Source organism: Granulicella sp. dw_53, assembly GCF_018449545.1.
Taxonomy (GTDB): domain Bacteria; phylum Acidobacteriota; class Terriglobia; order Terriglobales; family Acidobacteriaceae; genus Edaphobacter.
Map to the genome: position 1 here is coordinate 1 of NZ_JAAVUR010000035.1, position 11,149 is coordinate 11,149.

12 protein-coding genes and 1 pseudogene are annotated in these 11,149 nt (G+C 54.2%); 8 read left to right on the top strand and 5 right to left on the bottom strand.

The genetic code is table 11. The annotated features are described in order from the left end of the window. Window position 1 precedes the first annotated feature (1 nt). The 3 genes and pseudogenes from HB393_RS24710 to HB393_RS24715 all read right to left on the bottom strand — a co-directional run bounded on the left by HB393_RS24710 (window position 2) and on the right by HB393_RS24715 (window position 1,609). Window positions 2-571 (bottom strand): IS5 family transposase, encoded by a 570-nt coding sequence (locus tag HB393_RS24710; RefSeq protein WP_255551596.1) that lies wholly within the window; start codon window positions 569-571, stop codon window positions 2-4. After that, window positions 496-780: pseudogene (locus tag HB393_RS25470) on the bottom strand (IS5 family transposase); the annotation flags it as partial. The pseudogene HB393_RS25470 and the gene HB393_RS24710, both read right to left, overlap by 76 nt. 37 nt (window positions 781-817) lie before the next feature. Next, window positions 818-1,609, bottom strand: a complete 792-nt coding sequence (locus tag HB393_RS24715; RefSeq protein ID WP_213807894.1) for an ImmA/IrrE family metallo-endopeptidase — start codon at window positions 1,607-1,609, stop codon at window positions 818-820. An 87-nt stretch (window positions 1,610-1,696) separates the two neighbouring features. On the opposite strand from HB393_RS24715, the gene HB393_RS24720 reads away from it, so the two are divergent. From HB393_RS24720 to HB393_RS24745, 6 genes are all read left to right on the top strand, one after another. After that, on the top strand, window positions 1,697-2,440 hold the full coding sequence (locus HB393_RS24720; RefSeq protein WP_213807903.1) for a cytochrome b/b6 domain-containing protein: 744 nt from the start codon (window positions 1,697-1,699) through the stop codon (window positions 2,438-2,440). Between the two features lie 125 nt (window positions 2,441-2,565). Beyond that, a complete protein-coding gene (locus HB393_RS24725) occupies window positions 2,566-3,738 on the top strand; it encodes a molybdopterin-dependent oxidoreductase (protein WP_255551598.1) in 1,173 nt (390 codons plus the stop codon). Between the two features lie 31 nt (window positions 3,739-3,769). Continuing rightward, window positions 3,770-4,537, top strand: coding sequence for a class I SAM-dependent methyltransferase (locus HB393_RS24730; RefSeq protein WP_213807896.1), 768 nt, complete (start codon window positions 3,770-3,772; stop codon window positions 4,535-4,537). Further along, entirely contained in the window at window positions 4,537-5,292 is a 756-nt protein-coding gene (locus HB393_RS24735; RefSeq protein ID WP_213807897.1) for a TIGR04282 family arsenosugar biosynthesis glycosyltransferase, read from the top strand. The genes HB393_RS24730 and HB393_RS24735 overlap by 1 nt, the downstream gene beginning before the upstream one ends. Beyond that, window positions 5,289-6,704 carry a glycosyltransferase family 87 protein gene (locus tag HB393_RS24740; RefSeq protein WP_213807898.1) on the top strand — a complete coding sequence of 472 codons (1,416 nt, stop codon included), beginning with the start codon at window positions 5,289-5,291 and terminating at the stop codon, window positions 6,702-6,704. The genes HB393_RS24735 and HB393_RS24740 overlap by 4 nt, the downstream gene beginning before the upstream one ends. Continuing rightward, the gene (locus HB393_RS24745) at window positions 6,701-7,399 is read left to right on the top strand and encodes a glycosyltransferase family 2 protein (RefSeq protein ID WP_213807899.1); all 699 of its coding nucleotides are present in this window, start codon (window positions 6,701-6,703) and stop codon (window positions 7,397-7,399) included. Before HB393_RS24740 ends, HB393_RS24745 begins: the two co-directional genes overlap by 4 nt. On the opposite strand, the gene HB393_RS24750 is transcribed toward HB393_RS24745, so the two are convergent. Then, window positions 7,385-8,530: an NAD-dependent epimerase/dehydratase family protein gene (locus HB393_RS24750; protein WP_213807900.1), complete on the bottom strand. Its 1,146-nt coding sequence runs from the start codon at window positions 8,528-8,530 to the stop codon at window positions 7,385-7,387. The two genes, HB393_RS24745 and HB393_RS24750, sit on opposite strands and share 15 nt — an antisense overlap. Before the next feature lie 420 nt (window positions 8,531-8,950). On the opposite strand from HB393_RS24750, the gene HB393_RS25475 reads away from it, so the two are divergent. Both HB393_RS25475 and HB393_RS25480 read left to right on the top strand, forming a co-directional pair. Next, entirely contained in the window at window positions 8,951-9,466 is a 516-nt protein-coding gene (locus HB393_RS25475; protein WP_255551599.1) for a beta-propeller fold lactonase family protein, read from the top strand. Further along, complete coding sequence (locus HB393_RS25480) at window positions 9,420-10,082, top strand: beta-propeller fold lactonase family protein (RefSeq protein WP_255551600.1); 663 nt, start codon at window positions 9,420-9,422, stop codon at window positions 10,080-10,082. Before HB393_RS25475 ends, HB393_RS25480 begins: the two co-directional genes overlap by 47 nt. A 344-nt stretch (window positions 10,083-10,426) precedes the next feature. Here HB393_RS25480 and HB393_RS24760 read toward each other — a convergent pair whose 3' ends face one another. Further along, window positions 10,427-10,981, bottom strand: coding sequence for a dockerin type I domain-containing protein (locus tag HB393_RS24760; protein WP_213807901.1), 555 nt, complete (start codon window positions 10,979-10,981; stop codon window positions 10,427-10,429). Window positions 10,982-11,149 lie beyond the last annotated feature (168 nt).

Consider the following 11,149-nt stretch of genomic DNA (forward strand, 5'->3'; position numbering starts at 1 on the left):
CCTAGGCAGTATCGACATATAGCTGAAGGTGGAGCCATGAGCAGGCGAGTGCGACGAGAGCCTTGAAGTTGGTTTTGAGTTTTTCGTACCTCGTGGCGAAGCGTCGAAAGTGTTTGAGTCTGGAGAAGCATCGTTCGATGCGATTGCGCTGCTTGTACAGTATTTTGTCGTACTCGCGTTGTTGTTTACGGTTGCGTTTGGGCGGGATGACGGCGGTCGCTCCCATGCCGACGATGTGCTGAACGATGGCATTGATGTCGTAACCCTTATCGGCCAGCACGGCCTCAGCCTTGTGTTGTGCCAGCAGGCCAATGGCCTGAGTGCAGTCGTGGACCTGACCGGCAGTCACGGCAAAGTCCACCGGCAAGCCCAACTCATCGGCAAGCAGATGGATCTTGGTCGTCAGACCTCCTCGGGAACGCCCCAGAGCCTTGTCTTCGCCCCCTTTTTGCGGCCCGTGGCCGCTTGCTGGTGAGCCCGTACGATGGTCGAATCGATCATGAGGTACTGGTTCTTGCGATCGCGCAACAGCTCGTGAAAGATCTTCTCCCAAACCCCGTTCGCCGCCCAACGGCTGAAGCGCTTGTGCACGCTCTTGTACTTTCCGTAGCGCTCCGGAAGATCGTGCCAGTGGGCACCGGAACGCAGAACCCACAAAACTCCGTTCACGAAAAGACGATTGTCAGCTGCAGTGCGGCCAACGCTTTCAACCCGCCCAGGAAGAACATCCTTAACCCGTTCCCATTGCACATCGCTCAACTCGTAACGACTGATCCCCATAAAACAAGAACAACAAATCCAGCACAAACTGCAAAGTCTATATGTCGATACTGCCTAGCGCATCGCCAAGACGATTATGCCTCACAACGTAGTAGTTGGGGCCGCCCTCGTTCATCTGGTTCTTCGCTTTGGTGGATGCTTTCTGATCCTGCCAGCGCTTGGCGAACGCGTTGCTAAACTGTTGATGCATCGCCGGGGTGATCCATCCGAGACGGCGTAGGCGAAAAGCAACCAGTGGTTCGCTGACACTCCAGCTCTTTGCAGTTTGCTCGATAAAACTAAGGGCTGCTTTAATTTCGTTCTTTGCTAGGATTGCTGGGCGAGCCGTGACGAAGGACCGTGGCAGGAGGACATAACTTGCAGTGTCATTGCAAAATTGTTCGATTTTTGCGGCGGGACTGTTTCCCGCGATGTGATCGGGAATGCCACTGATACCAGTTTGTCCCAGGAAAATATGTACGAGCTCGTGAATGAGTGTGAATGAGCGTGCAGTTCTCGCGTCTTGGTCATTGATAACAATGAAAGGAACCCGGTGATCAGCAAGCGCGAATCCGCGAAAAACCTCCTCACTTACGGCAGAATGATGTGAGCCAAGATCGCCGACGAGTAGAACATAGACTCCAAGAGCTTCAGTTTGAGCGCGAAGGAACTTGAAAAATTCGTCCGGGCTACCAGGTCGACCACTCGACGTCTCGGAAAGGTGTAGAGCCTCGCGGATGCGGGTGGCGACGGTTTCTGGGTCGTCCTTCAGGGAGCACGAACCAACAAAGGGAAACCGTGCCGTCGCCAAACCCGGTTCCCATTGAGTTTGGGAAGTAGAGTCTGCCATATGCCTGGTATCGATGTAACCTCTTGGGGTAGTTTGACTCTAACAATCGGCTATGGCGGAGTAACCCATTTCCAAGTCGTTGGAATAATGAGTAAAACTAAATCCCAGTCCGTGCCGCTTCGTCTCGATCGCAAGCATCCGCTTGCGATCCGATGGATGCATTGGGTGAATTTTCCTGTCCTTTTGATCATGATCTGGAGCGGACTTCTGATCTATTGGAATGATTCTGACAACGCCTACCGACATCCGCACGCGATTTACCGCATCGGTATAGGAAAGATCACCCTATTCCGTTTCTTTCCGGAATGGTTCTGGAAGGGTATCAATGCGCCCTACCACGTTACGCAGGGTCTCGGGCATCACTTCTTTTTCATGTGGATCTTCGCGGCCAACGGGATTGCTTATGTCACTTTTCTTGCGATTTCAGGGGAATGGCGATTTCTCATCCCGCAGAAATGCAGTGTGCGGGAAGCTATTCAAGTCACGCTCGTAGACCTTCATCTTCGTAAAGGCCTGCCGTCACAAACCAAATATAACGGCGCACAGCGCATCGCCTATACTGCAGTCATTCTAATGGGCTTCGGCATGCTAATAACTGGTCTTGCCATCTACAAGCCAACTCAGTTGCATTGGCTAACCGCGATCTTGGGCGGTTACGAGATGGCACGGTGGGAGCACTTCTGGATCACGATTAGTTTTGTCGGCTTCTTCGTAATTCATGTGCTGCAGGTCGCCCTTGCCGGATGGAACAACTTTCGAAGCATGGTGAGCGGGCTCGAGATCAAGAAAGAAGAGGACGTGTCCCTAGAGGCGGAGAGGAGAACATGGTGACACCGGGTCCAGATCAGGAGAAACCAGCAGAGTCCCACGCAACGGCTGAACAGCAGCCGTTAGAATCGAAACCTCATGATCTGTCTCGGGGGCAGCCGGACGTTGCTTCGGGGATAGTCAATGACTTGCCCAGAACATCTGAAAAGCCGGACGGCGAGAGCCTCCCCGTCGAGCCTTTGCATGCCGGGTCGGAGACCAGCACCGGAGGTGATCCCAAAGTCACACCTGTTGTCCCGTTCGAGCAAAAAGTTGAACCACAGTTATCGACGGAGGAGTTGTCTCTTGAGCCTTTGGGACCTGCGGTCGATGAGGTAAATGCGGCCGTCCTTTCCGATTCGCGGCGACACACGCGGCGGTCTTTCGTGGTGGCAGCCGCAGCCACGGCCGTCGGATATGGCCTTTATAACTGGCTCGACCAACTTTCGGCAGATGAGATGCAGCCTGGTGGCTACAGGAAGGCCTTCGAGACGAACGCGGCGCTCTCGCGCGCAATCTTCGATGATCGGGGTCTGGCTCCCACTTACTCTCTCACTAGAGCTGAGAACCTCAGGGTCAATGGCGTCTATGGGCTCAAGAAGATGCTCGAGCCGACGAGCTATCGGCTACAACTCGTCGGTTCTGCTGCACCTGTTTCTCATCCTCGGTATAGCCGCGATGTGACTGCCTGGGAGTATCTCTATGTCGACGAGAAAACTATGGAGGATCAGGGACACGACACGAAGACGCCGCCGCCCTCTGCCAGGACCTCTGAGAAGATGCCTCCTGAAACGATGGTAGAACAGGAGAGACAAAAAGAGAGCCGTAGCGGCCGAATGCCTCGCGGCAAAGAAGAAGCTGGTAAGAGCCGTTCGACACTCACAGGGGACACGCCGGGGCTGCTTCTGACCATGGAAGACGTCCTCAGGTTGCCTCGTTATGAACTGGTGACTCAGTTCAAGTGCATCGAGGGCTGGAGTCAGATCGTCCATTGGGCCGGTATTCGCATGGTAGATTTCCTGGAGGCTTATCCACCCGCTCTCGTTGACGGCAAGGAGCCGAGGTATGTGTACATGGAGACGCCCGACGGAGACTATTACACCGGATACGATCTCCACGTCTGTCGCCATCCCCAAACGCTTCTCGTAACCGAGATGATGGGTGAGCCATTAACCCAATATCATGGCGCCCCGTTGCGGCTGCACATGCCCACGAAGTATGGGTACAAGCAGATCAAGCGCATCGGGCTTATTAGCTACACCAACAGCAAGCCGGACGACTACTGGACTAAGCTTGGCTATGACTGGTATGCCGGATTGTGATAATAGAACGCATTTTCAGGAGACGTAGAACATGGATGATGGTGAGTGTAGCCTGACAAGAAGCTCCCATGAGACGGATGCAAGGCATCTCTTTGAGGACTGTGCCTGGCTGTATGCATTTTGCCGTGAGCATCTGTTTCGCGACCATACGGAGGAGATTGCGCAGGCTCTATTTCCCAATGGAGTCTCTTCGGGAAGCATGTCTGTCCTGGAAGTCGGATGTGGCCCTGGATTCTACGCGCGCCGTCTCGCGCAGCGTTATCCCGCTTTGCAGGTGCTTGGTATTGACCGATCTTTGCGTCTCGTCACCTGGGCGCAGTGGCGTGCCACTTCAGATGCGTTAGCGAATTGCAAGTTCCAGCAAGGAGATGTCGAGTCTCTCTCTGCCTGTGTGGAAGCAGTGGATGCGGTCATCAGCTCCCGCCTCCTTCTGGTAGTTGCCAATCGCAGGGCTGTAATAGCCGAGATGTTCCGCGTCCTGAAGCCCGGAGGGCGTCTTTTTCTTGCTGAGCCGACGGCAAACTTCAAGACCCAGCTCCCGCTCTCGGCGATGCGTCTGGCGACTCGTTTCATGCGGTCTGCCAGTCAAAGGTCCTTTCCACAAACTGCAGAGATTCTTACCTCCCGAAATTTTGAGGATCTCATCCGTTCTCAGCCCTGGAGGAACGTGTCGATCCAAATGTATGGAGACTATCAATGCGCCATCTGCGAAAAGAGTGGCGATGCGGTGATGGATGTTAGAGGTCTTGAGATGCCAGGGTACAACATCCCTGTCACCAGTTCACGGAGTTTTGCCTAGTGGCTTATTCGATCCTTGACCCAAACCATACGGATTCATCTTTCCAAGCACTCTGTGCGTTGGCGATCATGGCGAAAGCACCTCGCCCCGGCAAAGTGAAAACTCGGTTGTCGCCTCCGCTGACGCCAGAACAGGCGGCTGAAATCAATACTTGCTTTCTCAGAGATACGACAGCGAATATTGCAACACTTGCTGAGAATGCCTCATCTGCTGGCGTGATCTCCTATACGCCGGTGGGAGACGAGCATCTTTTCGATGGACTGTTGCCCCAGGGTTATCGGCTCGTGCCTCAGCGGGGAGATGGTTTTGGAGAGCGGCTGTTGACTACAGCAGAGGACTTATTCGCGTGCGGTTTCTCATCCGTCTGTCTCATTGATTCCGATTCGCCCACGGTGCCGAGGGAAGCCTTCTCAATGGCGGTCGATGCTTTACAGCAGCCGGGCGATCGCATCGTGCTTGGTCCTTCGCACGATGGAGGCTATTATCTGATCGGGATGAAACGGGCGCACACCGAGGCTTTCGAAAACATCACCTGGAGCACCGATTCGGTCTTCGCAGAGACCGTCGCAGCGATTGAGAGGATTGGAATCGAACTTGTCACGTTGCCGCTCTGGTATGACGTCGACGATGCGGAGACCTTGGCGGTACTCCGAGCTGAACTAATCGATGGTCTCCGACCTGGCTTTACCTCTCTCCCCGGCTATGCGGCGGACCACAGCCGAAACTTTCTCAGACAATTGGATCGCTTAACATGAAGCCGGGTGAGTTTTCGCATGGGTCGTTTGCTCTTCCGTGGATTACAAATGCGATTCTGTCGCTGCTGGGGTTCGGTCTGCTCGCTTTTACAAAGCAGCTGATCGCTGAGTTTCATCGCTTCACAATCGGATTCTCCGGCGTCGCGGGCTGGTCTGTTATTTTGTACGTACTTGCGGTGCTGGCCATCCTTACCCTGCCTGCGAACCGTTTCACCTTGCCTCTTATCCTTGGCTTCGGAATTGCTTTCCGACTGGTTACATTGTTGCCGGAACCTTTCATGTCATCCGATATTTACCGGTACGTCTGGGACGGTGTGGTACAACATGCCCACATCTCTCCGTATCGATATGTCCCGGGCGACCCGGTGCTCACGTCACTGCGGGCCCCAAACCGAGACCTCTTCGATCACATCAATCGCCGCGACTACGCCCACACCATTTATCCTCCCGTCGCCCAGTTCCTCTTCTACGGCATCACATGGCTCAACGCTTCGGTAACCTTCATGAAGCTGGCGATGATTCTCTTTGAGGGCGTAACTGTTTACGCGCTCATGGAACTGTTGCAGGCGCTCGGAAGGAGAAGGGAAGAGGTACTGCTCTACGTATGGTGTCCGTTGTTGATCTGGGAGATCGGTAGCTCCGGGCACCTGGACTCGGCAGCCATGGCATTCATCGCACTCGCTCTGCTTGCCCGCTTTCGCCAGCAACCAATTGCAACGGGTGCTTTCCTCGGAGCTGCGATTCTAATCAAGTTTTATCCTTTGGTACTTGTGCCTGCGTTGTGGCAGCGCAAAGATTTTAGGATGCCTTTGACGATCGTCACTCTCGCGGCGTTCTCATACGCCTGTTACGCGAGCGTTGGGTGGCTCGTCTTTGGGTTCCTCGGAGGGTATGTTCAGGAAGAAGGGATGCAGTCGGGGACAAGGTATTTTTTCCTGCAACTCCTCCAACTTTTACCGGGACTACGGCACGTTTCCTCTGCTTTCTATCTCGTCGGTATGCTTGTCGTGTTCGGGGCGTTGGCGTTCTGGAGCTGGAAAGCAGCAAATTCCGGCTTCAACCAACAACGAGCCAAATTCTGGCTCCGGTTGTTTCGCTTGCCAGAGCGCGCCGCCTTCCTTCCAGGTGTGCTATTTCTGGCGTTTGCAATGATGCTGGTCTTCTCTCCCCACTATCCATGGTATCTGGCGTGGCTCATTCCATTTGGTGTCCTGCTTCCCAACCTCCCGGTCCTTACTTATGCGCTCGGACTCTTTTACCTCTCAGCCACCCCTCTAGGCGCAGGGACCGCCGAGTCACAATATCGGCTGAACTCTCTTCTCTACGCTGCCGTCTTCCTTGCCGGTATTCTCGAGTTGATAGCTCGACTTGGGTACGGACGAATCGTTGCCGTGAGGAACCGTATAGCATGAGTTCTTCGCACATCTCCGTAATCATCCCTGCGTTGAATGAGCGAGAGTCGATTGGGCATGTCGTTGCCTCGATGCCGTGGTCGCTGATTGAAGAGTGCATCGTGGTAGATAACGGATCTACCGATAGCACGGATGAGGTTGCACGGGAAGCAGGGGCTCGAGTGGTGTATGCCCCGCGGGGATATGGGGCGGCCTGCAAAGCCGGCGCGCAGGCTGCGCTCGTAACAAGCACTATCCTCGTTTATTTGGACGGTGACGGTAGCGACAATATTGACGATCTTCAGCGCATCGTGGCTCCGATAGAAGATGACAGGATGGATTTTGTCCTGGGTTCCCGAATACGAGGCCATGCGCAACCGGGTTCAATGCTGGGAAGTCAGATCTTTGCAGCGCATCTCGTGGGTTTTATCGTCCGTATTTTGCAGGGGATCCGCTATACGGATATGGGCCCCTTTCGTGCCATTCGACGGTCCAGCTTCGAGCAATTGCCAATGGAAGAGATGACCTACGGATGGAACCTCGAAATGCAGATTCGTGCCGCCCAGCACAAACTACGAATCCTCGAGATCCCAGTCGACTATCGCTGTCGCATCGGGGGAGTAAGTAAGGTCTCTGGAAATCTCAGTGCATCCATGACGGCCGCAGCGCGAATTCTTGGCGTAGTCTTCCGAATTGGCTTCTCACGCCGTCCCTGAAGATCTCGTGATGTTCTGCACGATTCCTTTTTCACGTAGTCCAATTTCCGCTTTGGCAAAATAATCGTCAACGGTACCTTGGGTCCTGATCCAAGCAATGTAGCGTGCGATTCCTTCTTCGAGTGGGACTTGCGGTTCATAGCCGATAGTTCGGATACGAGAGATATCGGAGATTAGAGATCGAATCTCTCCTGGCCTGAACTCCCCTCGGGCAATCGGTTCAATCGTTACTCCCAGTTGCTCGGCGATAATGTCCGCCAAGTCACGCACGCTAGTTGCTCTTCCGCTACCGACGTTTACTGGGAGACCGTCGAGTTTGTCCGTTGTAGCGACGAGAAAATTGGCCCGTGCAATATCCTCGACAAAGCACAGATCGCGAGTCTGTCCGCCATCTTCGTACATGACCGGCGGCTGCCCATTCAAAAGACGTGTGCAGAAGATCGCGATCACGCCAGTATAAGGATTGAACAGCGACTGTCTCGGACCATAGGTACAAGAGTAACGAAGCGCCACGGTAGGAATGCCCGTCTGCTTACCCCACAGAAGTACGAGTCTCTCCTGATCGACCTTAGTCAGAGCATAAACAGTTTCTCCACCGCCCGGAGTGCCTTCAGGTGTCGGGATCGAGGTAGTTGGTCTGTCGCACTGCGGGCACTGTACCTGAAAATCTCCCGCCCGCAGTTGCTCTGCTGGCCGAAGTAACGGAACCACATGACCATGAATTGCGCATTGGGCAGCGCCCTCGCTGTATACCGCCTGGGAACTGGCAACGACGACCTTCTGAATTGGAAACTTTTGATCGCGGATGATCTCCAGCATCTGTGCGGTGCCGAAGCTATTTACGAGCACATACTTCGCCATCTCCGGCATGTAGCCGCCATAAGCGGCTTCGTGAAACACCACATCGATGTCGGTCAACGCGGACCGCATCGTCTCGTAGTCCTGAACATTCCCAAGCAGAAATTCAGCCTTGGGATTAATCCATGCTGGTTTTCCATGCTTATGAGTCTGGGGTTCGAGATTATCCAGAATGCGAACCTGCCAGTCTTCTTGTAGAAGGAGATCGACAATATGTGAGCCGATTAAACCGGCTCCTCCTGTAACTAATGCGCGCTTCCGCTGTATGTCCATAGACCCATGGTAATGAGATAGAGCGATGAAGTGAAATTCATCATCAGAACTATTGGACTGTTACGACAATTTGCAAATGCTTTGTATGGTCGGGAACTCCTTCGGCTCCACGAGGCGGTAAGCAGCAGGGGAACGAGGAGCTGTTTGGTGGCATGCATCGGAACAGAGCTCAGGTCTTCCCTGCGGAACCCAAGCCGCTACGTTTTAGATGCCGTCGATGCGCCGGTACGTGTCGGCTATAAAACGGGAAATCAGTTTTGCCGGACTCTTAGTAACGCAAGTCGGTGTGAGTCCTCCTGTAACCTTTTTCAATTCAGGCTGCTCCAACAATTGCGCAAAATGTCCGGGGCTCGCCCGGTGATCCGCCGAATCTTCCGATCCCCTCGTCTTGCGCGGTCTGTCATCCCAAGGAGTTGGAAAATGTTGAAGGTAACTCGAAGTCTCTTGATGTTTGCCGTTGGAGTTGGGATCGCTTTCCCAGTCCTTGTCTCTGCCCAGTCCAACAACGCCACCGGTGCCGTATTCGTAATGTCCAATAACGCCGACAAGAATGAGGTGATCGCCTTCGAACGCGCTGCCAATGGCACTCTCGGCGGCAGTGTCTCCTATGACACGCATGGTCGCGGCAGCGGAGGGACCAGCGACCCGCTCGAATCGCAGGGCTCCCTGACCCTCAGCCAGGACCACTCTCTCCTCTTCGCAGTGAACGCGGGCAGCGGCAACATCTCGGTCTTCAGCGTCCAAAAGGAAAATCTCACCTTCCTCGACAAGACAGCATCAGGAGGAGCACAGCCATCCGCAATCGCCCAAAACGGCGGCCTCGTCTATGTCCTCAATAGCGGAGGCCCAGGTAGCCTCGTCGGTTTTTCACCTCGAAGTCGGCGGCCATTTGAAGCAGATCAAGAACTCTACCGTCTTTCTCACCGGAACCACTAGCGGCGGCGCATCCCTTGCCTTCAGCCCTGACGGCGAATTCCTCCTCGCCACCGAACGTGTCGCGAATAACATCGACGCGTTTCACGTCCAGTCCGATGGCACTCTCTCTCCGATCGTCGTCAACGCTAATCCAGCCCCCGGCACTTTCTCCATAGGCTTCTCTCCAGACGGGGCTGCCATCGTCTCCGAGACCGGATCGGCGGGTGCCGTCAATGGCTCAGCCATCTCCTCCTACAAGGTCAACGGCAACGGCACTCTCACGCCTGTCAGCCAAAGCGTACCCACCTTTGCCTCTGGGAACTGCTGGAACGTCCTTACACCTGACGGAACCAAGGTCTATGTCTCAAACTCCGGCAGTGACAGCATCTCCGGCTTCAGCATCGGCAGGAACAGCGTCATCACCCCGATCGGTGCGACTATCGTCGGCGAGAATCCTTCTGGCAGTCACAATGTGGATATTGCTATCACCGCCAACGGAAGATTTCTCTATTCGATAAACTCGCAGTCCGGAAAGATAGGGAGCTTCGCTATCAATCAGGATGGCACTCTCACCGACCTCGGCCAGGCAGGCAACCTGGCTAAATCAGTGGGCTTCAACGGAATAGCAGCCCTCTAAACCAACGGGCATCGGGTGCCCATTCATACAGGCTTATCGCATGAATGGGCACCCGGTCCGATGCTGGAATCTCTGATTCGTTATTCGCCAACCAGCCGAAATATTCCTGTGCCAGTCTTAATCAACTTCGACTCGACACTATTCCTCCAGGTCAACTTTTCCGCAGCAGCGATATGGATCGGCCGCCGGGCGGCAGGGAATTAGCTTCTTTGTCCAGAGCGTTGAAGATTCATAGTCTTGCCGAACTTGAAATTCAGCCGTCATTCTCTCGCAATCCGTGCGCAAAATTTCAATGACTGTATTGTGGAGAAGATTCAACGCATCTGGGCTGAAGGATGCTCTTTCTACTGGAGCAGGAGGTTGCAAGGGAGGTGTGATCGGTTGCCTGTGCAAGCATCAATGGTGTATACCAGAGCAGCAGAACCGCCCCATTGAATAGCAAATCCATCTACGGTTGCAGGCGACCCGTGATCGACATAGATATAGGATTGATCGAGACCCGGAACTCCCGTGTTGGAATTTCCATTCGGTGCCTGGATCGTCTCCCAGTTGTCATTCACATTGTTGTCGAAGGCGTTGGCCACTTTGTTTTCGCCGTTGATACTCGTTGCGTGAGCTGTCCACACGGCGGACAGGTTTTGCTTTACTAAGGCCAGATCGTTTGCGTCGATGACACCGTCTTCGTGCAGGTCGAAGATGGCATTTGCCGCATTGACTCCGCCTGTGAATTGAAGCGGCATTTCTGTAGTGTCGAAGTTATCGACGCGATGGTCCTGGCTCACGTCGCCGTAGAAGATATTGAACGGAATATCCTGTACAGCATTACTGGTAAGTGTGCTGATGTTGGTGAGATGGAGGTTCAACGCCTGCACATAGGCATCGCGAATTTGTCGACCCATTGCCTGCGAGGGCTTGTTCGAGGTTTACAGGACAATACCGGCACTGAAGTGGGCGACGCGCGCACCACTGGAATGTTGCTTGGAGCAACCGGACTCGGTTCTGTGGTAAGCGCTCTAGGTGTGAGCCCGTTCATTCAAACCTTCCAGAGGCCAGGTGTAGCGTGAGGA

What these genes read in the sequence shown, in the direction of transcription:
- HB393_RS24720 (WP_213807903.1), top strand. Translation starts at nt 1,697, where the DNA reads ATGAGTAAAACTAAATCCCAGTCCGTGCCGCTTCGTCTCGATCGCAAG.
- HB393_RS24715 (WP_213807894.1), bottom strand. Translation starts at nt 1,609, where the DNA reads ATGGCAGACTCTACTTCCCAAACTCAATGGGAACCGGGTTTGGCGACG.
- HB393_RS24730 (WP_213807896.1), top strand. Translation starts at nt 3,770, where the DNA reads ATGGATGATGGTGAGTGTAGCCTGACAAGAAGCTCCCATGAGACGGAT.
- HB393_RS24760 (WP_213807901.1), bottom strand. Translation starts at nt 10,981, where the DNA reads ATGGGTCGACAAATTCGCGATGCCTATGTGCAGGCGTTGAACCTCCAT.
- HB393_RS24750 (WP_213807900.1), bottom strand. Translation starts at nt 8,530, where the DNA reads ATGGACATACAGCGGAAGCGCGCATTAGTTACAGGAGGAGCCGGTTTA.
- HB393_RS24740 (WP_213807898.1), top strand. Translation starts at nt 5,289, where the DNA reads ATGAAGCCGGGTGAGTTTTCGCATGGGTCGTTTGCTCTTCCGTGGATT.
- HB393_RS24745 (WP_213807899.1), top strand. Translation starts at nt 6,701, where the DNA reads ATGAGTTCTTCGCACATCTCCGTAATCATCCCTGCGTTGAATGAGCGA.
- HB393_RS25475 (WP_255551599.1), top strand. Translation starts at nt 8,951, where the DNA reads ATGTTGAAGGTAACTCGAAGTCTCTTGATGTTTGCCGTTGGAGTTGGG.